We start from the raw sequence: 22,684 nt of genomic DNA, 5'->3' as shown, positions 1-22,684 counted from the left end.
CGCATGCCGAGAAGACATGTCGTGATCAGCGCGCACAACGGGGTGCACGCGCGCCCCGTCGCCGAGCTCGTGCGGCTCGTGCAGGCGCATTCGCACGCGGTGACCCTGCGGACGTCGTCGGGCGCGGTCGTGGACCTCAGCAGCGTTCTCGCGCTGATGGACCTCGCGCTCGCGCCCGGCGATGCCGTGGTGCTCGAGACGGCGGACTCGGCCGGCGCCGACGCCGTGCTCGACACCCTCGCCGGCGTCCTCGACCCTCGGGGCTGACCCGGCGGTCACCCGTCGATGACGGCGACGAGCTCGTCGAGGAACGCCTCGAAGGTGGTGCCCCGGCGGAGGATTCGCTGCACGCTCTCCCGTTCGCTGAACACCTCGACGAGCTGCTCGAACACCGTCTGGAACGCGGCGCGGTCGCTCTCGCTGAAGGCGGCGAGAGCGACCACCTGCACGCGGCCCTCACCCCACGCTGCCGACCCGTCCGTCACGCCGATCGCGATCGCGGTGCGCGTGGCGGTCATCTGGAGCGCGTGCGGCACCGCGAGCGCGTCTGTGAACGCCGTCGACGACATCCGTTCGCGGAGGATGGTGTTCTCGACGTAGTCGTCGCCGATCAGCCCCGCATCCACGAGGAGACCGCCCAGTCGCCGGATGATCGCCTCCTCCCCCGCATCGGGCAGCGGATAGACGAAGGCGTCGGCATCGAAGTATCGTGCGAGCTCGCCACGGAGCCTGGTGAGGCGTCGGCCCCGCCGGACGCGTGCCGCGGCCTGCTGGATCCGGTCGACATCGGCATCCGTGAGGAACGGCTGGATGCGGACGAAGCGATCGCCGGCAGCGCCCGGCTCGATCGTGCTGAGCACCAGGTCGGTGTCGAACGACGCCCAGTCCGGGTCGACCTTGGTGATGACGCTGGTCACCTCGATCGCGGACCCGAGCGAGCGGTCGACGCTCGATCGGAGCAGCTCGTGCAGCTCGTAATACCCCGGGCACACGATGGTCGCGGTGAGGATCGACTCGGCTTTGCGGCTGCGCTCGAGTCGTCCGCCGACGTGCATCGCGATGTAGGCGATCTCGTCGTCGTGGATCGGCGTGCCGAGGCGATCGTGCAGTCCGCTGGCGATCGAGACCGCGACCTCGAAGATCATCGGATACGAGGTCTTGAGCGAGCGGGTGAGCGGATTGCGGGTCAGCGCGCTCTCCTCGGCGCGACGCATCAGGTTCTGCACGTGCAGGGCGAGGCGCAGCACGAAGGTCTCGTCGACCAGGTCGACTTGGAAATCCTCCGCCGCCCTCGCGATCTCCGCACGCACGGCCGCCTCGACACCCGGGTCCACGCCGCTGCGGGCGACATCGCCCGCAGCGTCCTCCCCCGGAGCCACGATGCGCGTGAGGACGAGGGACGCGAGATGCCCGCTGTCCCCGTCGCCCAGCGCGACCGAGAAGTGCTGCTGGGCGAGCCGGGCGATCACAGCCCCGACCCGCGGGATCTCCTCCCGCGCACCGGCAGGACCGGCTTCGAGCGCGTGGCCGGCCGCAACCCTCTCGGCGGCGATCGCGATGTGCAGAAGGACATCGGAGATCGCGAGCTCGTTGACGTAGTAGCCCTGTTCTCCGAGTTCGCGCACGAGCTCGGACTTGAAAGGCCCGACGGCGTCGGCGGCGATGACTCCTCCGGCGAGCGCTCGGCGGAACGTCTCGGGGTGGAACGACGCGGCATCCATCTCGTCATGTGCGAGTCGCGACAGCAGACGACGCTGTGCCGCCTCGTTGCCTCGCAGTCGCACGATCTCGCGGTCTCTCTCGAGTGCGAGATCGGTGCCGTCGAGCAGTGTGCGGACGCGGGCGAGGTCCGCCTCGAGAGTGGCTTCGCTCACATGGAGCGCACTGGCCGTGGCGAAGACGTCGACCCCTTCCGGCACATCGAGCAGGGTGCGGACGAGACCGTGCAGTCGGTCACGCGGGGCGGAGTCGCCGCTCTGCCGCGCGCGCAGTGCGTCGCGAGCCCCCGACCCGGCACGGTATCCCGCCGGGCCCGATTCGACGGCATCCGCTCCACCGGTTCTCGCGTTCAGCGCGGCGACGTACGAGCGGATGCTGCGCGGGGTGACCCCGAGCTGATCGGCGAGACTGGCGGCCGTCACCCACTCGCCCTGACGGAGCAGGGACGACAGGAGCTGATCCTGACGCTGTCGCGACATGATGCTCCCTCCTCCGTGCCGACCGCACTGTCCTGACGTGACTTCCATGATGTCAGCAAGCGGGGGGCGGTGCTCCGAAACCGAGGTTCCGCAGGGGCGGAAAGGAACCTGTTGGCGAGCACACCCCCCTTGTTCCCAGACTGTTCTCAGGAAAGGTGAGCATCGATGAAGATCCTCGTGGTGTGCGGCGCTGGCGCGTCGAGCACGTTCGTCGCGCAACGACTCCGCCGGGCGGCTTCCGAAGCCGGCCTCGACTGGGACGCCGCAGCCGGCATGGAGCAGTCCGTCGCCGGCAGCGACCACGACCTCATCCTCATCGGCCCTCATCTCGCCGATCGCCTCGAGGCGATCCGCCAGGCGGCGCCCGCTCAGGTGGCCGTGCTCCCCGACGACGTCTTCGCCGATCGGGACGGCACCCGCACGCTGGCACTCGCACAGTCGATCGTCTCCAGCGCCAGGAACACCCCGAAAGGAACATCATGACCGTCTCTCGCACCGTCCGCATCGGCTCATCCCATGGACTCCACGCCCGTCCGGCGAAGCTGTTCGCACAGGCGGCGAAGGACTCGGGGATTCCCGTGACCATCGCGAAGGACTCGGGGAAGGCGGTCAACGCGGCCAGCATCCTCGGCGTGATCGCACTGGCGATCGAGCACGGCGACTACGTCACGCTGACGGCCGACGGCGACAGCGCGGAAGGCGTGCTCGACACGCTCACCGAGCTGCTCACGACCGACCATGATCAGGATGCCGGAGTATGAGCGAACTGCGTGGAGTCGGCATCGGTCTCGGAGTCGCCCAGGGCGTCGTCGTCCGGATGACCGAGGCGCTGCCCGCCCCGGAGAACACCCCCAGCGGTCAGGGAGCCGACACGGAGCGCACACGTGTCCGCGAGGCCGTGACGGCCGTCGCACAGGAGCTGACTGCCCGCGGCGAGGCCGCCGGCGGCTCGGCCCAGGAGGTGCTCGAGGCGCAGGCGATGATCGCCGAGGACCCGACGCTGCAGGACGAGGTCGACGCACGCATCGACGACGGCGCGACGGCCGAATGGGCCGTGCATGACGCGTTCGCCGGTTTCCGGGCGACGCTCGAGGCGGTCGGGGGCTACCTCGGCGAGCGCGCCGCCGATCTCGACGACATCGCGCAGCGGGTGCTCGCCCGGCTTCGCGGCGTGGATGCGCCAGGGGTCCCCGACCCCGGGCATCCCTTCGTCCTCGTCGCTCGCGACCTCGCCCCGGCCGACACCGCGCTGCTGAACCTCGATCAGGTGCTCGCCCTCGTCACCTTCGACGGCGGACCCACCTCGCACACCGCGATCCTCGCCCGCGAGAAGGGCATCGTCGCGATCGTCGGAGCGGCATCAGCCTCGGAGCTCGCGACCGGCAGCCCGGTCATCGTCGACGCCGCAGCCGGAATCGTCACCGTCGATCCGACCGACGACGAGAAGGCGCGCGCCGAGCAGCGCGCCGCCGCCCGCCGCTCGGCGGATGCCGCACCACTCACTCCCGGCGCCCTCGCCGACGGCACGCCGATCCCGCTGCTGGCGAACCTGGGGAAGCCTGCAGACGCATCCGATGCCGTCGAACGCGGGGCCGAGGGCGTCGGGCTGTTCCGCACCGAGTTCCTGTTCCTCTCGTCGGCGCAGGCGCCGACGGTGCAGCAGCAGCGAGAGTCCTATCGGGAGCTGCTCGCGGCCTTCCCCGGCAAGAAGGTCGTCGTGAGGATGCTGGATGCCGGCGCCGACAAGCCGCTGGCGTTCCTCAACGACGCGCACGAGGAGAACCCGGCCCTGGGCCTGCGGGGGCTGCGTGCTCTGCGGGCGAGCGAGGACATCCTGCGCGAGCAGCTGACGGCCCTCGCCGAAGCGGATGCCGCGACCGCGTCGGACCTCTGGGTCATGGCGCCGATGGTGGCGACCGTCGAGGAGACGCAGTACTTCACCTCGCTCGCCCGGGAGTACGGCCTGAAGACCGCCGGTGTCATGGTCGAGATTCCGTCCAGCGCGCTGCTCGCCGACCGGATCCTCGCGCACGCCGACTTCGCCTCGATCGGTACGAACGACCTCACGCAGTACACGATGGCCGCCGACCGTCTGCTCGGCTCCGTCGCGGCGTTCCAGGATCCGTGGCACCCCGCCGTGCTCCGTCTCATCCGCGAGGTCGGCGCGGCAGGTGCCCGACTCGGCAAGCCGGTCGGGATCTGCGGTGAGGCCGCCGCCGATCCGATGCTCGCCGTCGTGCTCGTCGGGCTCGGCGCGACGAGCCTCTCCATGGCCCCGTCCGCCCTGGCGGACGTGCGTCACACCCTGTCGCAGCACACTCTCGACGAAGCCCGCAACTTCGCCGAACTCGCACTGGCGGCGGACGACGCCGCCGGTGCTCGCCTCGCCGTGGCTGACGCCGCGGCACCCCTCCCCCCTCACCAGAAAGAGACGACATCATGACGACGACGTCACCCGCCGCCACGAAGGCAGGCGGCCTCCGAACGGGCGTGCAGCGCTTCGGCACGTTCCTCTCGGGCATGATCATGCCCAACATCGCCGCGTTCATCGCGTGGGGATTCATCACGATGCTCTTCATCCCGGCCGGATTCTTCGGGTCCGAGAGCCCGTTCGGCTGGCACTGGGCCGGTGTCGCCGAGACCATCGGCGGCGGCGGCGATTCCGCAGTGGTCGGCTGGCAGGGCGCCATGACCGCGGTGGCCGAAGGCGCCGACGGCAACATCTTCGCGTACGTGGGCCTCGTCGGACCGATGGTCACGTACCTGCTGCCGCTCCTCATCGCCAACACCGCGGGCCGCATGGTCTACGGCGAGCGCGGTGGAGTCGTCGCGACGATCGCGACGATGGGTGTCATCGTCGGCACCAACATCCCGATGTTCCTCGGCGCGATGATCATGGGGCCGCTCGCGGCCTGGATCACCAAGCAGATGGACCGGATGTGGGACGGCAAGATCCGCCCCGGCTTCGAGATGCTGGTGAACAACTTCTCGGCCGGCATCCTGGGCATGATCCTCGCGATCGTGGGATTCTTCGCCTTCGGTCCCGTGATGCTCGGCATCAGCGCGGTTCTCGGCGGTGCCGTCGACTGGCTGGTCGCGCTGAACCTGCTGCCCCTCGTGTCGATCATCGTGGAGCCCGCGAAGGTGCTGTTCCTGAACAACGCCATCAACCACGGCGTGTTCACTCCGCTCGGCATCGAGCAGGCGGCCGAGACCGGCAAGTCGATCCTCTTCCTGATCGAGGCGAACCCCGGTCCGGGCCTCGGTCTGCTGCTCGCGTTCTCGTTCTTCGGCGTCGGTGCGGCCAAGGCGTCTGCGCCCGGAGCGGCGATCATCCAGTTCTTCGGCGGCATCCACGAGATCTACTTCCCGTACGCGCTGAGCAAGCCGACCACCATCCTCGCCCTGATCGCGGGTGGCGCGGCCGGCGTCACGACCAACATGGTGCTCGGAGGCGGCCTGGCGTTCCCGGCGGCCCCCGGCAGCATCATCGCCGTGACCGCGGCCGCCGTCGGCCCCGGCGTCCCGAACCTGCTCGTGGTCTACCTCTCGGTGATCATCGCTGCGGTCGTCACGTTCCTCATCACCGGCGTCATCCTGCGGGCCTCCCGCAAGCGCGACCTCGAGGCCGAGGGCGACAGCTTCGGCGACGCGATCGCACAGACCGAGGCGAACAAGGGCAAGTCGTCCGCCGCGATGGACGCCCTTCGCGCCTCGTCGGGTACGGGAGCAGCCGGAGCAGCCGCTGCGGCTGGCACGGGCGTCGCCACGGACCGTCGCATCGAGAACATCGTGTTCGCCTGCGACGCCGGAATGGGATCGTCGGCCATGGGCGCGAGCGTGCTGCGCAACAAGTTCAAGAAGGCAGGGGTCGAGGGCGTCACCGTCACGAACCAGGCCATCGCGAACCTCGACGGCAGCGCCGACCTGGTCATCACCCAGCAGCAGCTGACCGACCGGGCGAAGGCGCAGTCGCCGAACTCGGTGCACGTGTCCGTCGACAACTTCATGAACTCTCCGAAGTACGAAGAGGTCGTCGAGATGGTGCGCGAACAGCGCGACACCGACGCGTGACAGACCAGGCGGGGCGGGTGCTGCGGCATCCGCCCCGCCTCCACATACTCAGAAAGAAGGAATCACCATGAGCGTTCTCACCCTCGATCAGGTCCGCATCCACTCCGGAAGCAGCACGCAGGAGGAAGCCCTCCAGGAGGCGACCGACATTCTCGTCGCGGCAGGCGCCGTCACCCCCGCCTATGTCGACGCGATGCGTCAGCGCGAGCAGACGGTCTCGACCTACATGGGCAACGGTCTGGCGATTCCGCACGGCACGAACGACGCCAAGGATGCGATCCTCGGATCCGCGCTGTCTGTCGTCCGCTACGACGGCGGAGTCGACTGGGACGGGGAGGCCGCGACGTTCGTCGTCGGCATCGCCGGCCGTGGCGACGAGCACCTCGAGATCCTCTCGCAGATCGCGATCCTGTTCTCCGATGAGGACGACGTCGCGAAGCTCAACGCGGCGCAGACGCCCGACGAGCTGTACGCCCTGCTCTCGGCGGTGAACGACTGATGAAGGCCGTGCACTTCGGCGCGGGCAACATCGGCCGCGGATTCGTGGGGCTGCTCCTGCACGAGGGTGGATACGAGGTCGTGTTCTCCGATGTCGCCGACGCTCTCGTCGACGCCATCAACGCCGTCGATTCGTACACGGTGCACGAGGCCGGACCCGGCGGCACCGACCACGTGGTGACCGGCTTCCGGGCGGTCAACAGCAGGACCGATCCGGATGCCGTGGCCGACGAGGTCGCGACCGCCGATGTGGTCACGACGGCGGTCGGACCGACCGTGCTGCGCTTCGTCGCCCCCACGATCGTCGCGGGCCTCGCCCTGCGCCCTGCCGGAGCCGCTCCCCTGCAGGTCATGGCCTGCGAGAACGCGATCGGGGCGACGGACACCCTCCGGGCGGAGATCGAGAAGGCGGCGGGCGCGGACGCCGAGGAGCTGCTGTCGCGTGCGGTGTTCGCGAACACCGCCGTCGACCGCATCGTCCCCGGTCAGCCCGCAGACGGCGGCGTCGACGTCACGGTCGAGCCGTACTTCGAGTGGGCGATCGAATCCCAGGCCTTCGGCGGCGCGCTGCCGAACATTCCCGGCGCTCATTTCGTCGACGATCTCGCCCCGTACATCGAGCGCAAGCTCTTCACGGTGAACACCGGCCACGCCGCGACGGCGTACTTCGGCGCACGGGCCGGCATCGAGCGCATCTCCGACGCCCTGGCCGACCCCGACATCGTCGCACGCGTCTCGGCCGCTCTCGAGGAGACCTCCGCGGTGCTGGTCGCCGAACACGGGCTCGACCCGGCCGAACTGGCCGCGTACCGAGCGACGATCCTCGAGCGGTTCCGCAATCCGGCGCTCGTCGACACCGTGCAGCGGGTCGGCCGTCAGCCGTTGCGCAAGATCTCCCGACACGAGCGCTTCATCGGACCGGCGGCGATGGCTGCCGAGAGAGGGCTCTCCACGATCGCGCTGGTCGGCGCGGTCACCGCAGCGCTCGAGTTCGAGGATCCCGATGATGAGCAGGCGGTCGAGCTGCAGCAGCTCCTGCGCACGGAGGATGCGCTGGCGTTCACCTCGTCCGCAACGGGGCTCGACCCCGAGCATCCGCTGTTCCCGGCGGTCCGCGACGCAGTCGTCTCCCGTCAGACAGCACTGAACGCCTCCTGACGACGTCGCACGCCGTGTTCTGCGCCCTCTGCCGATACGATCGGCGGAGGGCGCAGTGGCGAGCACAGCGAGGTGCGGGAGCAGCATGAACAGATACGCCGTCATCGGTGCAGGTCCGTCGGGCCTCGCCGCCGCTCGGGCGCTGACGAAGCGCGGCGTCGGGATCGACGGGTACGAGGCCTCGACCGGTGTGGGCGGCCTGTGGGACATCGACAACCCCCGCAGCACGATGTACGAGTCCGCGCATCTGATCTCCTCGCGCACGACGACCGAGTTCGCCGAGTACCCCATGCGTTCGACCGTCGACTACCCCGACCATCGGACGCTGCGACAGTACTTCGAGGACTATGCCGAGCACTTCGGTCTCACCGGGCTCTTCCGGTTCGAGACGACCGTCACGCGACTCGAGCCGCGGGACGACGGCTGGGATCTCACGAGCTCGGGGCCCGACGGCGAAGAGACCCGGTGGTACGCCGGCGTCGTGCTCGCGAACGGCACGCTCGCCGAACCGAACGTGCCGACCTTCGTCGGAGAGTTCAACGGCGAGATCATGCACACGAGCGAGTACAGGTCGGCCGCACAGCTCACCGGCCGGCGTGTGCTGCTGATCGGGGCGGGGAACTCGGGGTGCGACATCGCGGTGGATGCCGTGCACCACGCCTCCTCGGTCGACATGAGCGTCCGCCGCGGCTATTACTTCGTCCCGCGCTATCTGTTCGGCAGGCCGAGCGACACCCTGAATCAGGGCCGTCCCCTGCCCGCGCGCGTCAAGCAGGCGGTCGACAGCCGGGTGCTCCGGGCGTTCACCGGCGACCCTGCGCGCTTCGGTTTCCCGAAGCCCGACTACCGCATCTACGAGGCTCATCCGATCGTCAACACGATGATCCTCAATCACCTCGGGCAGGGGGACCTGCGTATCCGCCCCGATGTGGAGCGCCTCGACGGCACGACCGTGCGCTTCCGGGACGGGACGTCCGACGACTACGATCTGCTCCTGCTCGCGACCGGATACCGGCTCGACTACCCGTTCGTCGACCCACAGCACCTGCACTGGAGCGGCGCGGCACCACGGCTGTTCCTCCACGTCTTCCCCGCATCGTTCAACGGTCTCTTCGTGATGGGCATGATCGAGGCGTCCGGCATCGGCTGGCAGGGGCGGTACGAGCAGGCGGAGCTGCTGGCCGCATACCTGGACGCGGCGGAGAACGATCCGCCTCGGGCGGTGCGATTCCGCGATCGGGTGACCTCCGAGCCGTGGCCCGATCTGACCGGCGGCTACCGATACCTGCGCCTCGACCGCATGGCCTACTACGTGAACAAGGACGCATATCGGGGTGCGGTGCGACGCGAGCGATCAGCGCTCGAGCGGCCCCTCCCCGAGCACGCTCACATCCGCACCCCGTAACGTGAGGCGAGTGCAGAAGAAGCGTGGTCGTCGTGTCCTGAAAGTGATCCTCTGGGGAGTCGTCGGCGTCCTCGTGATCGGCATCGTCGGAATACTCGCCTGGAGCCAGATCGGCGTCATGTCGGCCGAGAAGGATCCGCTCGCCAGCGTCGAGGACAACTCCGCCATCCATGTCGAGGACACCGAGCAGGGGATCGTGCTCGCCCCGGCCGACGGCGAATCAGACCTCGGCCTGGTGTTCGTGCCCGGTGCGAAGGTCGATCCGTGGGCGTACGCACCGATCCTGCAGAGCCTCGCCGAAGAGGGCGTCACGGTGGTGATCACCCGCCCGTGGCTGAACCTCGCGTTCTTCGATCTGCGCGGTCTCGACTCCTTCACCTCTGCGGCCCCCGACATCGATGACTGGGCGGTCGGCGGACACTCGCTGGGCGGCGTGCGCGCGTGCCAGCTCGCCGCGGATGCCGAGGCACTCGTGCTGTTCGGCTCCTACTGCGCGACGGACGTGTCGGACACCGATCTCGCCGTTCTCAGCATCTCGGGCAGCGAGGACGGACTGTCGACGCCCGAGAAGATCGCCGACGCTCGTGACCTGCTGCCGGCCGACGCCGAGATGGTCGAGATCGAGGGAGCGTCGCACGCGTCGTTCGGCGACTACGGGCCCCAGGCCGGTGACGGCGAGCCGACGATCTCGAGCGACGAGATGCACGCACAGGTCTCTGAGATCCTCGATGCCTTCATGGCGGACGTCGCCGCGCGCTGAGCAGCGTCGACTGCTCCGCTCAGCCGATGACGGGGTCGAGCAGCGGATGCAGGTGCCGTGTGCCCAGCACGGATGCCGCCGCGCGTGAGCCCGCAGCGAGGGCGTCCGGAACGCAGGCCCCCGAGAGCCGGGCATCGAGGACGCCGGCCAGGAACGCGTCGCCCGCGCCATTGGTGTCGACGACATCGACCGGCACGGCTGCGACACGGTGTTCGGTGCCGTCTGCGTCGATCGCGACCGCCCCGTCGGCGCCCAGGGTGCACACGGCGAGCGAGGCGCCGCCAGCGACGCATGACCGGAGGAAGCGCACCGGATCGACCAGACGGTCGGCGTTGCAGAACACGGCCTGCGCTGCAGCGAGGAAGGGCCGGTGGAACTCGGATTCGCCGTCGTAGTCGTGCACGTCGACCCAGATCGGGCGCCCGGTCGCGACGGCCGCGGGGAGGAGTCGTAGCGGCTCGGCCGCGAGGTCGAGCACGATCACCTCAGCGCCGCTCATCGCGGTGTGCAGAGCTGAGTCATCTCTCCCGTCCGTCGCCGAGGGGGACGCGAGATACAGCGAGACTCGCTTGCCCTCGCGGGTCATGAGGTTCAGATGGCGCTCGGTGGCGTCGCCCGTTCCCCACCGCGCACGCACACCGGCATGTGCGAGCGCATCGCGCACGCGGTGTCCCGGTTCATCCGCCGCGGTGAGGGCGTACAGCAGAGCGGAGCGCCCGAGCGAGGCGAGTGTGAGGGCCTTCCCCGCGCTCGTGCCGCCGACGGTCTCCCAGGTCTCCTCGGCGAACTGCATGTGCGGCACCGGCTCAGGCAATCGATCGAGCACGACGATCGAGTTCCACGATGCCGGTCCGGCTATGAAGACGGTGGCGGTCATGAGTACATCCTGCCGTCCGAGACCCCGGTTCAGCCGATCCGCTTGATGAGCGAGTCCAACCCCATGCCGTAGTCGATCCGCACGACGGGCAGGGCGAGCTTGTCCGTGCCGATCTCGACATACCCGGGCTCGATGGTCCGCGCCATCTCGAACCCGGCCTGAGCGACGCCCTGCTTCGACGTGTCGTCGAAGTGACCGAACGGATACGCGATCACCTCGCGCACCCCGAGCACGTCGGCGGATGCGTTCAGATCGGCGGCGATCTCGTCCGCCGTCCAGTTCACCATCCGGCCCTTGCCGTTGTCGCCGGCCTGATGCATGTCGTGCGTGTGAGATCTGCGAAGGACGTACATCGACGGCGCGGGGTCCTGGCGGTCGGCGGTGATCATGAACGAGGTCGACAGCAGCCCGTGCGCATCGATCACCGGAACCGCGAGGTCGAACCAACTCTGGTCGGCGTCGTCGTCGGTGATGATCACCGAACGAGCAGGCAGCGACAGTCGACCGTCGATGAACGCGCTGAGCTCATCCCAGGTCGGCAGGTAGAAGCCCGTCGTCGCGATGTGGTTCATCTGCGCCTCGAAGTCGCCGATGTACGCGTAGTTGCCGCGGAGCCAGCCGGTCTCGCCCTCGGGGTTCGAGGTGAACTGGTGGTACATCAGGATCGGGACCTGCACGTCCGCCGCGGCATTCGCCTCGGGCGTCGTCCACGCCGCGAAGAGCTCGATCTGCTGATCGACGCACACGACGGGGTCGGCTCCGTTGATCCGCGCGGCGACCGTGCCCCCGGCGGCATCCGCTGCGGTCGAGTACCAGCCGGCGAACACCCGACCGTCCTGCGCCGGTATCGGAAGCGCCACGTACAGTGCATCCTGCCGCTGCAGCATCGGTTCCTGCGGCGCACCGTCGCCGATGAAGCTCACCGCGCACGCGAGCGGGTCGCCGGCATCCGCGACGAGCTGCTGCGCGGGTGTCAGCGGACGCTCGATGGCGTCGCCGCCCGCTCGCGGCACGAGCACCTCGGGCACTCGGGTCGACCATGAGAAGGCCGCGATTGCACCGCCGACGACGATGACGACGGCGCTGACGATCACTGCGACGCCGATACGGCGTCGCTTCCCCCCGGAAGCCATGATCTAGATGTCGAATCCGTCGGCGATCATCTCGACAAGCTCCTCGCGCTCCTCGACGGGCAGAAAGGCTCCGGCCGCCGCGTTGAACTGGAAGGTCTCGAGATCGTCGAGATCGTACTCGAACGCCTCGACCAGGAGCGACAGCTCCCGTGTGAGCGAGGTCGCGCTCATGGTGCGGTTGTCGACGTTGACCGTCACGGCGAAGCCGAGCTGGTAGAGCAGGTCGAAGGGATGGTCGGCGAGCGTGTTGCCCCACGACGCGATCGCGCCGGTCTGCAGGTTCGAGGACGGGGACAGCTCGAGCGGGATCTCTCGGTCTCGCACCCAGCGGGCGAGGTCGCCGAACTGGACCTGCACCTCGTCGCCCTCCTGCGTGATGACCTGCAGGTCCTCGGCGATGCGCACGCCGTGGCCGAGTCGCAGCGCTCGCCCGTCGATGAGCGCCGAGCGGATCGAGTCCGGCCCGGCAGCCTCCCCCGCGTGGACGGTCACGGGGAAGAAGTTCTCCGCGAGGTAGTCGAAGGCGGCGCGATGGTTCGACGCCGGGAATCCGTCCTCGGGACCGGCGATGTCGAAGCCGACGACCCCTCGTCCGCGGAAGCCGACGGCGAGCTCGGCGATCTCGCGCGAGCGGTCTGTGTGGCGCATGGCGGTGATCAGCTGACCGACGCGGATGCTGTGGCCCTCGCGATCCGCGGCGTCCTCACCCTCCTCGATCCCCTGCTGCACAGCCTCGACGGTCTGCTCGAGGGTGAGCCCACGCGTGAGATGCTGCTCGGGCGCCCAGCGCACCTCGCCGTAGATCACGCCGTCGTGCGCGAGATCCTGCACGAACTCGCGAGCGACACGGGTCAGGCCCTCCTGCGTCTGCATCACAGCCGTGGTCAGATCGAAGGTCTTGAGGTACTCCACCAGCGACCCCGAGTCGCCCTGCTTCGCGATCCACCTGCCGAGAGCGGCCGGCTTCGATTCGGGAACCTCGAGCCCGATCACATCCGCCAGCTCGATGATCGTCGAGGGTCGCACCGCGCCGTCGAGATGGTCGTGCAGCGACACCTTGGGAAGGCTGCGCAGGGATGCCCCCTGGATGGTGACATCGCCGTTCGCGTCGATCGACATGGGGATTCCTCTCGGTCGCGGATTCGCTCTGTTCAGGCTAGCGGTCGGCGGATCAGGCCGTGATGCGCTCCCGCACGATCGGCCCTGCGGCCGGAGCCTCGTCGCCGATCGCCCAGGACCCCTCGAGCGCCTCGAGAGCGCGGGGGAACCGAGCCTCGTCGGCTGCCGAGAGCGTGAACAAGGGCTGTCCGGCCGCTACTCGATCACCGGGCTTGGCGTGCAGGTCGATCCCGGCCTCGAAGATCACCGGATCCTCAGCCCGCGCGCGCCCCGCACCGAGACGCCACGCCGCGATGCCGAACGGCAGCGCGTCCATCTGCGACACCACGCCGTCGCGGGGAGCCGTGACCACATGGGTCTCGCGGGCCGTGGGCAGCGGTGCGTCGGGGTCGCCGCCCTGAGCGCGGATCATGGCCTTCCACCCGTCCATCGCGCGTCCGTCGTCGAGAGCGGCCTCCACGTCGGCATCCGGCTGTCCTGCGAGCGAGAGCATCTCGCGCGCCAGGGCGATCGTCAGTTCGCGGACGTCGGCGGGTCCTCCTCCGGCGAGCACCTCGACGGACTCGCGAACCTCGTTCGCGTTGCCGATCGCGCGACCGAGCGGCACGTTCATGTCCGTGAGGAGGGCGGTGGTGGCGACGCCGGAGTCCGTGCCGAGTGCGACCATGGTGCGCGCGAGCTCGCGTGCCCGGTCGATGTCCTGCATGAACGCACCGGAGCCGAACTTCACGTCGAGCACGAGAGCGTCGGTGCCCTCGGCGATCTTCTTCGACATGATGCTCGAGGCGATCAGCGGGATCGCCTCGACGGTGCCGGTGACGTCGCGCAGCGCGTAGAGCTTCTTGTCGGCGGGCGCGAGGCCTGAGCCTGCCGCGCAGATCACGGCGCCCACATCTCCCTGCATCTGGGCGAACATCTCCTCGTTGCTGAGCGCGGCGCGCCAGCCGGGGATCGACTCGAGCTTGTCGAGCGTTCCGCCGGTGTGGCCGAGACCGCGACCGGAGAGCTGCGGGACCGCCACCCCGAAGACCGCGACGAGCGGAGCGAGCGGAAGAGTGATCTTGTCGCCGACGCCGCCCGTGGAGTGCTTGTCGACCGTCTTCTTGCCGAGGGTCGCGAAGCTCATCCGCTCCCCCGACGCGATCATCGCGTCGGTCAGCACGCGGATCTCGTCGCGCTCCATGCCGCGCTGGAAGATCGCCATCGCGAACGACGCCATCTGTGCGTCCGAGACGTAGCCGCGGGTGTAGGCGTCGACCATCCAGCGCAGCGCCTTCTCGGGCACCGCACCGCCGTCGCGCTTGGCACGGATCACATCGACGGCGTCGAAGGGCTCAACGCTCATCGGGCGTCCTCCAGGTCTCGGGGGCCGAAGGCGTCCGGCAGTACTTCGTCGATGGTCCGGATGCCGGAGACGGTCTCCAGCAGCATTCCGGGCATCGCGTGTTCGTAGAGCAGCTGACGGCAGCGGCCGCACGGCATGATGGTCTGCCCGTCGTTGTTGACGCACACGAAGGCGACGAGCTGGCCGCCGCCCGACATGTGCAGGTCGCCCACCAGCGCGCACTCGGCGCACAGCGTCACCCCGTACGAGGCGTTCTCGACGTTGCAGCCGGCCACGATGCGGCCGTCGCCGACGAGCGCGGCGGCTCCGACGCGGTAGCGGGAGTACGGCGCATAGGCCTTGGTCATCGCGTCGGTCGCAACCTGACGGAGCTCGTCCCAGTCGATGTCTGTCATGTCTCTCCTAGGACTTGATGTACGGCTTGCCGCTGGCTGCCGGACCGCGGATCTGACCGGCGAAGCCGGCGACCGCGAGCAGCGTCACGACATACGGGAGCATCAGCATGAACTCGCCGGGGATGGGGGTCTTGAGGATCGACAGCAGGTTCTGCAGGTTCGTGGCGAAGCCGAACAGCAGCGCCGCGAGCGTCGCGCGGATCGGATCCCACCGGCCGAAGATCACCGCGGCGAGGGCGATGAAGCCGAGGCCGGCGGTCATGTCCTTGCCGAACTGCGGCACCGAGACCAGCGTGAAGTACGCTCCACCGATTCCGGCGATCGCGCCCGCGAGCAGCACATTCCAGAACCGGGTCGCATTGACCTTGATACCGACCGTGTCCGCGGCCTGCGGGTGCTCGCCGACCGCACGGACGCGGAGTCCCCACTTCGTGCGGTAGAGCCCCCAGGCGACGATCGCGACGGTGATGAACATCAGGTACACGATGAAGGTCTGATTGAAGAGCACCGGGCCGATGATGGGGATGTCGCTCAGCAGCGGGATCTCGATGCGGCTGAAGCGCACCGGCGTGTTGAGGGCGGCCTCGTTCGGCGCGAGCAGTGCGCCGTAGAGGAATCCGGTGAGGCCGCTGACGAGCACGTTGAGCACGACTCCGACGATGACCTGCTCGACGAGGTACTTGATCGCGAATGCGGCCAGCACCGCGGCGACGAGCACGCCGCCCAGCATCGCTCCGAGGAGTCCGATGAACGGGCTGCCCGTGACGCTCGAGAGCAGAGCGGCCGCGAACGCTCCGAGCAGGAGCTGACCCTCGATCGCGACGTTGACCACACCCGCGCGCTCGCCGATGACGCCGCCGAGCGCGCCGAACACGAGCGGGACGGAGAGCGAGACGGCTCCGAAGAGCAGGCTGCTGACGGGCACGAGTCCACCCGCGCCCGCCCAGACGAGGAACCCGAAGACGGCGAGCACGCTGAACGCGATCACCAGCCAGATCGACGGCTTGCGATACGACCACGCCCGAAGGAACGCGAGCACCGACAGCAGCGCGAGGATCACGATCACGACCCAGCTGGTCGGCCCGGTCGGCAGAGCGATATCGGGCAGTGCGAACGGCGACGACGGGTCGTTCAGCCGGAAGCTGCTGGTGCCGCTGCGAGGCACGAGCAGGAAGAGGAGCGCCAGCAGCACCGTGGCTGCGGCGAGGACGATCGGCGCCTTCAGGTGCCGCTCGCGCACGGTGGCGAGCTGCACGGTTCCGTCGGCGGCTTCGCTCTGGACGAGGGAGGTCATGCGGTCACCGCCTTCTTCGCGGCTTTGGCTCTCGCCTTGGCCGCCTTCTCCGCGTCGGTCTTGGGAAGGAAGAACACCGTGCGCAGCAGCGGCGGCGCGGCGATGAACAGCACGACGAGCGACTGCACGACGAGCACGATGTCGACCGGGATGTCCTGAGCCTGCATCGAGAACGAGCCTGCCTTCAGTGCGCCGAACAGGATGCCGGCCGCGAACGTGCCCCAGGCGCGACTGCGGCCGAGCAGTGCGACCGTGATGGCGTCGAAGCCGATGCCGGCGTCGATCGTCTCGGTGATGCCGGTCGTGACGGCGCCCTGCACCTGGTTCATGCCCGCGAGACCGGCGAGACCACCGGCGAGGAGCATGGCGTAGACGTAGACGCGCTGGACGCTGATGCCTGCCGCACGCGCGGCGTGCGGGTTCTCGCCCACGGCGCGCATCCGCATGCCGAGGGAGGAGCGCTCGATCAGCCACCAGACGAACAGGGTCGCGATGATGACGATCACGAATCCGAGGTCGAGCAGAGGGAACTGCGGGCCGAGGAGCGAGGGGAACTGCGCGCTCTCAGGAGTGGCATAGCCGAGCGCCTGGTTCGTTCCGGGCTTCTGGAGCAGTCCGGGGGTGCGGATCATCCACAGCAGCAGGTAGTACGCCACATAGTTGAGCATGATCGTGAGGATGACCTCGTGGGCGCCCGTGCGTGCCTTCAGCAGACCGGCGATCGCCCCCCACAGCGCACCACCGGCGATGCCGGCGATCAGCGTCACGGGGATGTGCAGCCAGAACGGCAGGTCGAGCTGGAACGTGAGGAGTCCTGCCGCGGCGACGCCGATCAGCATCTGGCCGCGGGCACCGATGTTGAACAGACCGACGCGGAACGCGAGGGCGACACCGAGACCGGCGGCGATCAGCGGCGCGGCGAATCCGAGAGTATTGGTCAGCGGACGGATCTGAGCGGCGAAGTCCGCACCTCGTGCGTTGAAGATCGCTCCGCGGAACAGCGCCTCATAGCCGTTGTAGACGGCGTTCCATGCGGCGGCGATCGTGTCGGTCGGACGCGAGAAGAAGTACCCGGAGGCCTCGATCACGTCTTCGTTGGTGAAGGCGATCAGGATGCCGCCGACCACCAGCGCGAGGAAGATCGCGAGGATCGTCGTGACGGCGCTGCCGCGGAGCATCTCCTTGAGGATCACGTTGCCGCGCGGCGGCGGCGGGACGTCACCCGTGTCGCGCTGCGTCGTGGTCGTGTTCAGCGAGAGCTGGTCGCCGGACACGTCGCCCGCCGGTCCACTCCCCTGTGGCGTGATACCGCTCATGCGGCCACCTCTCCCTCGGCGGCGCCCGCCATCATCAGTCCCAGCGTCTCGCGCGGGGTGTCGCCGGGAACGATCCCGACGATGGTGCCTCTGTACATGACCGCGATGCGGTCGGCGAGAGCCGCGACCTCATCGAGCTCGGTCGAGACGACGACCACGGGGATTCCCGCATCCCTGGTCTCGATGATCCGCTTGTGGATGAACTCGATGGAGCCGACATCGACTCCGCGGGTCGGCTGCGCAGCCACGAGCAGCTTCAGCTCGCGACTCATCTCGCGGGCGATCACGACCTTCTGCTGGTTTCCGCCCGAGAGCGTGCCGGCCGGCGTGTGCGGTCCCTGGGTCCGGATGTCGTACTCGCTGATCCGCGCGCGGGCGAAGTCGTCCAGCGCGGCACGGCGGATGGTCCCACCACGGCTGAAGTCGGCGTCGCCCGTGCGGTCGAGGATCAGGTTCTCCGCCACCGAGAACCCGGCCACGAGCCCGTCCTCCGTGCGGTCCTCCGGAACGAAGCCGACACCGGCGTCGAGGATGCCCCGTACGCTCTTGCCGACCAGTTCCGCGCCGCCGAGGGTGATCGATCCCTCGACCCTCGCCGCGAGGCCGACGATGGCCTCGACCAGCTCGGTCTGACCGTTGCCCTGCACGCCGGCGACGGCGAGCACCTCGCCGGGTCGCACGGAGAAGTCGACGCCGTCGACGACGATCGCTCCCGCGGCGGTGAGCACCCGGAGCCCCGAGACCTCGAGGCCGCCTTCGCCGAGCCGCGGCGGATCCTTGTGCACCGTCAGCTCGACGGCGCGTCCGACCATGAGGGAGGCGAGCTCCGCGTTGGTCGCGGACGGCGACGCCTCGCCGACGATCTTGCCGAGGCGGACGATCGTGATGGTGTCGGCGACCTCGCGCACCTCGCGGAGCTTGTGGGTGATGAAGACGATGGCCGTGCCCTCGTCGCGGAGCTGACGCATGATGCCCATCAGCTCGTCGGTCTCCTGCGGCGTGAGCACGGCGGTGGGCTCGTCGAAGACCAGGACCTTCGCGTCGCGCGAGAGCGCCTTAATGATCTCGACCCGCTGCTGCACGCCGACGGGCAGATCGCCCACGATCGCGTCGGGGTCGATGTCGAAGCCGAAGCGGGCGGCGACGGCGCGGACGTGCTCACGCGCCTTCGTGATGTCGAGGGTGCCGAGTCCCTTGGTCTGCTCGTGGCCGAGCATCACGTTCTCGGCGACCGTGAAGACGGGGACGAGCATGAAGTGCTGGTGCACCATTCCGATGCCGGCGTTCATGGCGTCGCCGGGGCCTCGGAACCGCTGGACGACGTCGTCCAGGAGGATCTCGCCCTCGTCGGCCTGATAGAGGCCGTAGAGCACGTTCATCAGGGTGGACTTGCCTGCGCCGTTCTCACCGAGCAGCGCATGGATCTGACCCGGTTCGACCACCAGGTCGATGTGGTCGTTGGCCACCAGGGTTCCGAACCGCTTGGTGATACCGCGAAGTTCGAGCTTCATATCTGCACCTTATCCAGAAGTGTCATCCAGAGGAGTCCGAAGAATCTCCGGCGCATCGCACGGGGATCACCCGGATGCACCGTGAACAGTCGTCATGGTCCGTCCACGGCGCGGGGCGAGTGGCCACGTGCACCACTCGCCCCGCGCTGGAACTCGATGAATTACGGGGAGTTCGGGGACTCCACCGTGATGTCGCCGGCGATGATCTGCTCCTGCAGAGCCGAGATCTCGTCGAGCAGTCCGTCGGGCAGGTCACCCTCGAAGGAACCGAAGCCCGAGAGCTTCACACCCTCGTTCTCGAGCGTGCCGACGTAGGGAGCCGGGTCGAAGTCGCCCTCGGACGCGGCGATCGTCGCATCCTCGACCGCGACGTCGATGGCCTTCATGATCGAGAAGAGGGTGACGTCCGCCACGCTCTCATCGGCGACGGCGAGGTCGCTGTCGACACCGACGAGGAGCGTGTCCTTGCCGCTGTCCGCGATAGCGGCCGCAGCGCTCTGGTAGATCGGTCCGCCGACGGGAAGGATGACGTCGACGCCCTGGTCGAGCACGCCCTGAGCGGTCTGCTTGGCCGTGTCGTTGGCGTCGAAGCCACCGGTGAACGAGCCCTTCTGCGTGGCGGTGTCCCAGCCGAAGACCTCGACGGCGCCCGACTTGTCCTCGTTGTACTTCTCGACACCGAGCTGGAAGCCGTCCATGAACACGGCGACCGACGGGATCTGCATTCCGCCGAAGGTGCCGACCTTGTTCACGCCGGACTCAGCCGACCAGCCGGCAGCGGCGTATCCGCCGAGGTAGGCGGCCTGAGCGGTGTCGAAGACGAGGGGCTTGATGTTCGGGGCATCGGTGGTGCCGTCGAAGTCGTTGTCCGCGTAGTCATCGATGATCGCGTAGTTGATCTCGGGGTTCGCCAGCGCCGACTCGACGGTCGCGGCCGACAGCTTGAAGCCGACGGCGACGATGAGCGAGCAGCCTTCCGAGACGGCGGTCTCGAGGTTGGGCGCGTAGTCGTTGTCGTTGGCCGACTCGAACTCGAGCGGCTTGACGCCGAGCTCGTCAGCGGCACGGTCCATGCCCTCCTTGGCGGACTGGTTGAACGACTTGTCGTTCCAGCCGCCCGCGTCCGAGACGAGGCAGGGAAGGAAGTCGGACTCAGCCTCGCCGCCGCCGGTGCCGCCCGATTCGGTCGGAGCCTGGCCGCAGCCGGCGAGTGCGAAGACGACGCCAGCGGCGATGGTTGCGCCGAGCAGCTTCTTGGTGGTGGAGATGGTCAACTCATGCCTCCTGAACGGTGCCGCGGCCCTCGCGGATCGCTCAAAGTTACCTAGTGTTTCGACTTTTGCGCACGTGCGAGGGCGAGGCGCTGACGAATGGTTACAAACCTGAAACCAAGACAGCCGATGAGCGGCGGCCCCTGCTCATCAGAGCACGTCGCCCCGTCCGGTCAGCTTCAGGGACTCCACCACGCCCTTCACGCGCTGCGCGTGCTGCACCGTCGTCACGAGCAGAGCGTCCGGTGTGTCGACCACGACGATGTCCTGCACGCCCACGAGGCTGATCACCCTCGATGTCTGACTGACCAGGATGCCGCTGGCCGCGTCGGAGAGCACCCTGGCGTTCGGGCCGAGCACGGCCAGGTCGTTCTTGCGCCCGTTCGTGATGAGCTTGGTGAGGGAGGCGAAGTCCCCGACGTCGTCCCAGTCGAAGTGTCCAGGTACGACTGCGAGGCGTCCGCGACGTGCCGCCGGCTCGGCCACCGCATAGTCGATCGCGATCTTCTTCAGTCCCGGCCAGATGCGATCGACCGCAGACCCCCGACGATCGCGATCGTCCCAGGCTTCGGCGAGTTCGATCAGGCCGGCGTGGAGTTCCGGCTCGTTGGCCGCGAGTTCGTCGAGGAGGACGCTCGCCTTCGCGATGAACATGCCCGCGTTCCAGAGGTAGCCGCGATCCGCGATGTACGCCTGAGCCGTGGCGAGGTCGGGCTTCTCCACGAAGCTCTCGACGAGGGCTGCCTCGCGCGCGCCGTCGACGACCAGCTCCGGCCCCTTCTTGATGTAGCCGAAGCCGACGGCCGGCTCGGTCGGCGAGATGCCGATCGTGCAGATGTACCCCTCGCGCGCGACCTCCACGGCGTCGCGCACCGCGAACTCGAACACCCGCGTGCCGCGGATCACATGGTCGGCGCTGAAAGATCCGATGATGACGTCGGGATCACGGCGGTGCAGGATCGCCGCGGCGAGGCCGATCGCAGCGGCGGACTCCCGCGGCTCGGACTCGAGGAAGACGTTCAGATCCGGTATTCCGGGCAGTTCGGCCTCTACCGCCGCCCGGTGAGCCCGGCCGGTGACGACGGCGATGCGATCGGCGCCGGCCAGTGGCTCGAGCCGGTCCCAGGTGTCCCGGAGCAGCGAGTGCCCCGAGCCGGTCAGGTCGTGCAGGAATTTCGGCGCGTCCGCGCGGGACAGAGGCCACAGCCTGCTGCCGATGCCGCCAGCGGGAATGACGGCGTAGAAGTCCTCGATAGGTTCGCTCACAGAGTCAGGGTATCCCGACGAAACCTCTCGACATCGAGACACTTAGGCTCGCCTTCGTCGCCCGCACCCGTCACACGGGAATAGGATGGTGTCCGATCGGCCGTGCCTGACGACAGCAGGCTCACGCTTGGAAGACGCATCGCACGCGACCGAGTCACATCGATCCAGGGAGGACGACCGTGTCCACAAGCGCTCGCTTGACACCGTCGATTTCGGAAACCACTTCCAAGACGCCGCGCGGCACCCTCTACCGGGGTCGCGAGGGCATGTGGTCGTGGGTGCTTCACCGCATCACCGGAGTCGCCATCTTCTTCTTCCTGTTGGTGCATGTGCTCGACACTGCACTCATCAGGGTGTCGCCCGAGGCCTACAACGCGGTCATCGGAACCTACAAGAACCCGATCATGGCCCTCGGCGAGGTCGTGCTGGTCGCAGGCATCGTGTTCCACGCGATGAACGGCCTCCGCATCATCGCCGTCGACTTCTGGTCGAAGGGCGCGAAGTACCAGCGTCAGCTGTTCTGGGGCGTGCTCCTCGTCTGGGGCATCATCATGGCCGGCTTCGTGCCGCGTCACCTGATGCTCGCGTTCGCCGGCTTCGGAGGAGGACACTGATGGCCGCTCAGACCGTCGCCGCGCCCATCCGCCGTCAGCGCGGCTTCAACCTCGAGAAGTGGGGCTGGGTGTTCATGCGCGCCTCGGGCGTCGTGCTCGTCGTGCTGATCTTCGGCCACCTCTTCATCAACCTGATGGTCGGCGAGGGCATCCATGCCCTCGACTTCGCGTTCATCGCGGGCAAGTTCGCCACGCCGTTCTGGCAGTGGTGGGACGTCCTGATGCTGTGGCTGGCACTGATCCACGGCGCCAACGGCATGCGCACGATCGTCAACGACTACGTGACGAACAACACCGCTCGCAAGGCGCTGACCTGGGCCCTCGGCCTGGCCGCGGCGCTGCTCATCATCCTCGGCACCCTGGTCGTCTTCACCTTCGACCCGTGCCTCGGCGTGACCGAGTCGAGCACACTGTGGGAACAGTGCCAGACGCTGGGCAAGTAGAAGAGAA

Annotated in this window: 22 protein-coding genes; 11 read left to right on the top strand and 11 right to left on the bottom strand. The window is 68.4% G+C overall.

Annotated elements, in window-relative coordinates:
• The first annotated feature begins 3 nt into the window (after window positions 1-3).
• Complete coding sequence (locus AB0P11_RS09990) at window positions 4-267, top strand: HPr family phosphocarrier protein (protein WP_072591532.1); 264 nt, start codon at window positions 4-6, stop codon at window positions 265-267.
• 8 nt (window positions 268-275) lie between these two features.
• Here the strand turns inward: AB0P11_RS09990 and AB0P11_RS09985 are convergent, their stop codons facing one another.
• Window positions 276-2,198, bottom strand: coding sequence for a PRD domain-containing protein (locus AB0P11_RS09985; RefSeq protein ID WP_363521610.1), 1,923 nt, complete (start codon window positions 2,196-2,198; stop codon window positions 276-278).
• Window positions 2,199-2,363: 165 nt separating this feature from the next.
• Here AB0P11_RS09985 and AB0P11_RS09980 point away from each other — a divergent pair, with 165 nt between their 5' ends.
• From AB0P11_RS09980 to AB0P11_RS09945, 8 genes are all read left to right on the top strand, one after another.
• Window positions 2,364-2,681, top strand: coding sequence for a hypothetical protein (locus tag AB0P11_RS09980; protein ID WP_053096993.1), 318 nt, complete (start codon window positions 2,364-2,366; stop codon window positions 2,679-2,681).
• Window positions 2,678-2,959 carry an HPr family phosphocarrier protein gene (locus AB0P11_RS09975; RefSeq protein ID WP_053096995.1) on the top strand — a complete coding sequence of 94 codons (282 nt, stop codon included), beginning with the start codon at window positions 2,678-2,680 and terminating at the stop codon, window positions 2,957-2,959. Before AB0P11_RS09980 ends, AB0P11_RS09975 begins: the two co-directional genes overlap by 4 nt.
• Window positions 2,956-4,641, top strand: a complete 1,686-nt coding sequence (gene ptsP / locus AB0P11_RS09970) for a phosphoenolpyruvate--protein phosphotransferase (protein WP_363521606.1) — start codon at window positions 2,956-2,958, stop codon at window positions 4,639-4,641. Before AB0P11_RS09975 ends, ptsP begins: the two co-directional genes overlap by 4 nt.
• On the top strand, window positions 4,638-6,272 hold the full coding sequence (locus AB0P11_RS09965; protein ID WP_053096997.1) for a PTS mannitol transporter subunit IICB: 1,635 nt from the start codon (window positions 4,638-4,640) through the stop codon (window positions 6,270-6,272). Before ptsP ends, AB0P11_RS09965 begins: the two co-directional genes overlap by 4 nt.
• Window positions 6,273-6,339: 67 nt before the next feature.
• The gene (locus tag AB0P11_RS09960; protein WP_056280066.1) at window positions 6,340-6,771 is read left to right on the top strand and encodes a PTS sugar transporter subunit IIA; all 432 of its coding nucleotides are present in this window, start codon (window positions 6,340-6,342) and stop codon (window positions 6,769-6,771) included.
• Window positions 6,771-7,928: a mannitol-1-phosphate 5-dehydrogenase gene (locus AB0P11_RS09955; RefSeq protein ID WP_056280064.1), complete on the top strand. Its 1,158-nt coding sequence runs from the start codon at window positions 6,771-6,773 to the stop codon at window positions 7,926-7,928. Before AB0P11_RS09960 ends, AB0P11_RS09955 begins: the two co-directional genes overlap by 1 nt.
• An 85-nt stretch (window positions 7,929-8,013) precedes the next feature.
• Window positions 8,014-9,333 carry an NAD(P)/FAD-dependent oxidoreductase gene (locus AB0P11_RS09950; protein ID WP_056280063.1) on the top strand — a complete coding sequence of 440 codons (1,320 nt, stop codon included), beginning with the start codon at window positions 8,014-8,016 and terminating at the stop codon, window positions 9,331-9,333.
• Window positions 9,334-9,343: 10 nt separating this feature from the next.
• Window positions 9,344-10,093, top strand: coding sequence for an alpha/beta hydrolase (locus AB0P11_RS09945; protein ID WP_363521600.1), 750 nt, complete (start codon window positions 9,344-9,346; stop codon window positions 10,091-10,093).
• A gap of 19 nt (window positions 10,094-10,112) precedes the next feature.
• Here the strand turns inward: AB0P11_RS09945 and AB0P11_RS09940 are convergent, their stop codons facing one another.
• The 10 genes from AB0P11_RS09940 to AB0P11_RS09895 form a co-directional block, all read right to left on the bottom strand.
• The gene (locus tag AB0P11_RS09940) at window positions 10,113-10,970 is read right to left on the bottom strand and encodes a carbohydrate kinase family protein (protein ID WP_363521597.1); all 858 of its coding nucleotides are present in this window, start codon (window positions 10,968-10,970) and stop codon (window positions 10,113-10,115) included.
• A gap of 29 nt (window positions 10,971-10,999) precedes the next feature.
• Window positions 11,000-12,103 (bottom strand): polysaccharide deacetylase family protein, encoded by a 1,104-nt coding sequence (locus tag AB0P11_RS09935; protein ID WP_363521594.1) that lies wholly within the window; start codon window positions 12,101-12,103, stop codon window positions 11,000-11,002.
• Between the two features lie 3 nt (window positions 12,104-12,106).
• Window positions 12,107-13,222, bottom strand: coding sequence for an adenosine deaminase (locus AB0P11_RS09930; RefSeq protein ID WP_363521591.1), 1,116 nt, complete (start codon window positions 13,220-13,222; stop codon window positions 12,107-12,109).
• Window positions 13,223-13,274: 52 nt separating this feature from the next.
• Window positions 13,275-14,567 (bottom strand): thymidine phosphorylase, encoded by a 1,293-nt coding sequence (locus tag AB0P11_RS09925; protein ID WP_056280056.1) that lies wholly within the window; start codon window positions 14,565-14,567, stop codon window positions 13,275-13,277.
• Complete coding sequence (locus AB0P11_RS09920) at window positions 14,564-14,962, bottom strand: cytidine deaminase (protein WP_042536471.1); 399 nt, start codon at window positions 14,960-14,962, stop codon at window positions 14,564-14,566. Before AB0P11_RS09920 ends, AB0P11_RS09925 begins: the two co-directional genes overlap by 4 nt.
• Window positions 14,963-14,969: 7 nt before the next feature.
• Complete coding sequence (locus AB0P11_RS09915; protein WP_053097015.1) at window positions 14,970-16,256, bottom strand: ABC transporter permease; 1,287 nt, start codon at window positions 16,254-16,256, stop codon at window positions 14,970-14,972.
• A complete protein-coding gene (locus tag AB0P11_RS09910; protein ID WP_053097017.1) occupies window positions 16,253-17,572 on the bottom strand; it encodes an ABC transporter permease in 1,320 nt (439 codons plus the stop codon). The genes AB0P11_RS09915 and AB0P11_RS09910 overlap by 4 nt, the downstream gene beginning before the upstream one ends.
• Window positions 17,569-19,083, bottom strand: coding sequence for an ABC transporter ATP-binding protein (locus AB0P11_RS09905; protein WP_053097019.1), 1,515 nt, complete (start codon window positions 19,081-19,083; stop codon window positions 17,569-17,571). Before AB0P11_RS09905 ends, AB0P11_RS09910 begins: the two co-directional genes overlap by 4 nt.
• A 161-nt stretch (window positions 19,084-19,244) precedes the next feature.
• Window positions 19,245-20,357: a BMP family ABC transporter substrate-binding protein gene (locus AB0P11_RS09900; protein ID WP_053097021.1), complete on the bottom strand. Its 1,113-nt coding sequence runs from the start codon at window positions 20,355-20,357 to the stop codon at window positions 19,245-19,247.
• Window positions 20,358-20,504: 147 nt separating this feature from the next.
• Window positions 20,505-21,620 carry a mannose-1-phosphate guanylyltransferase gene (locus AB0P11_RS09895; RefSeq protein WP_053097023.1) on the bottom strand — a complete coding sequence of 372 codons (1,116 nt, stop codon included), beginning with the start codon at window positions 21,618-21,620 and terminating at the stop codon, window positions 20,505-20,507.
• A 179-nt stretch (window positions 21,621-21,799) separates the two neighbouring features.
• On the opposite strand from AB0P11_RS09895, the gene sdhC reads away from it, so the two are divergent.
• Both sdhC and AB0P11_RS09885 read left to right on the top strand, forming a co-directional pair.
• A complete protein-coding gene (sdhC, locus tag AB0P11_RS09890; protein ID WP_072591539.1) occupies window positions 21,800-22,234 on the top strand; it encodes a succinate dehydrogenase, cytochrome b556 subunit in 435 nt (144 codons plus the stop codon).
• A complete protein-coding gene (locus AB0P11_RS09885; protein ID WP_053097025.1) occupies window positions 22,234-22,677 on the top strand; it encodes a succinate dehydrogenase hydrophobic membrane anchor subunit in 444 nt (147 codons plus the stop codon). The genes sdhC and AB0P11_RS09885 overlap by 1 nt, the downstream gene beginning before the upstream one ends.
• Window positions 22,678-22,684: the final 7 nt, after the last annotated feature.

Origin of the sequence: Microbacterium sp. NPDC079176, from assembly GCF_040686675.1 — a bacterium.
Lineage (GTDB): Bacteria > Actinomycetota > Actinomycetes > Actinomycetales > Microbacteriaceae > Microbacterium.
This window is presented reverse-complemented; position numbering and strand designations above follow the sequence as displayed.

Excerpts from the sequence above, each read along its gene's own strand:
- AB0P11_RS09990 (WP_072591532.1), top strand. The coding sequence starts at position 4 with ATGCCGAGAAGACATGTCGTGATCAGCGCGCACAACGGGGTGCACGCG.
- AB0P11_RS09985 (WP_363521610.1), bottom strand. The coding sequence starts at position 2,198 with ATGTCGCGACAGCGTCAGGATCAGCTCCTGTCGTCCCTGCTCCGTCAG.
- AB0P11_RS09980 (WP_053096993.1), top strand. The coding sequence starts at position 2,364 with ATGAAGATCCTCGTGGTGTGCGGCGCTGGCGCGTCGAGCACGTTCGTC.
- AB0P11_RS09975 (WP_053096995.1), top strand. The coding sequence starts at position 2,678 with ATGACCGTCTCTCGCACCGTCCGCATCGGCTCATCCCATGGACTCCAC.
- ptsP (WP_363521606.1), top strand. The coding sequence starts at position 2,956 with ATGAGCGAACTGCGTGGAGTCGGCATCGGTCTCGGAGTCGCCCAGGGC.
- AB0P11_RS09965 (WP_053096997.1), top strand. The coding sequence starts at position 4,638 with ATGACGACGACGTCACCCGCCGCCACGAAGGCAGGCGGCCTCCGAACG.
- AB0P11_RS09960 (WP_056280066.1), top strand. The coding sequence starts at position 6,340 with ATGAGCGTTCTCACCCTCGATCAGGTCCGCATCCACTCCGGAAGCAGC.
- AB0P11_RS09955 (WP_056280064.1), top strand. The coding sequence starts at position 6,771 with ATGAAGGCCGTGCACTTCGGCGCGGGCAACATCGGCCGCGGATTCGTG.
- AB0P11_RS09950 (WP_056280063.1), top strand. The coding sequence starts at position 8,014 with ATGAACAGATACGCCGTCATCGGTGCAGGTCCGTCGGGCCTCGCCGCC.
- AB0P11_RS09940 (WP_363521597.1), bottom strand. The coding sequence starts at position 10,970 with ATGACCGCCACCGTCTTCATAGCCGGACCGGCATCGTGGAACTCGATC.
- AB0P11_RS09935 (WP_363521594.1), bottom strand. The coding sequence starts at position 12,103 with ATGGCTTCCGGGGGGAAGCGACGCCGTATCGGCGTCGCAGTGATCGTC.
- AB0P11_RS09930 (WP_363521591.1), bottom strand. The coding sequence starts at position 13,222 with ATGTCGATCGACGCGAACGGCGATGTCACCATCCAGGGGGCATCCCTG.
- AB0P11_RS09925 (WP_056280056.1), bottom strand. The coding sequence starts at position 14,567 with ATGAGCGTTGAGCCCTTCGACGCCGTCGATGTGATCCGTGCCAAGCGC.
- AB0P11_RS09920 (WP_042536471.1), bottom strand. The coding sequence starts at position 14,962 with ATGACAGACATCGACTGGGACGAGCTCCGTCAGGTTGCGACCGACGCG.
- AB0P11_RS09915 (WP_053097015.1), bottom strand. The coding sequence starts at position 16,256 with ATGACCTCCCTCGTCCAGAGCGAAGCCGCCGACGGAACCGTGCAGCTC.
- AB0P11_RS09910 (WP_053097017.1), bottom strand. The coding sequence starts at position 17,572 with ATGAGCGGTATCACGCCACAGGGGAGTGGACCGGCGGGCGACGTGTCC.
- AB0P11_RS09905 (WP_053097019.1), bottom strand. The coding sequence starts at position 19,083 with ATGAAGCTCGAACTTCGCGGTATCACCAAGCGGTTCGGAACCCTGGTG.
- AB0P11_RS09885 (WP_053097025.1), top strand. The coding sequence starts at position 22,234 with ATGGCCGCTCAGACCGTCGCCGCGCCCATCCGCCGTCAGCGCGGCTTC.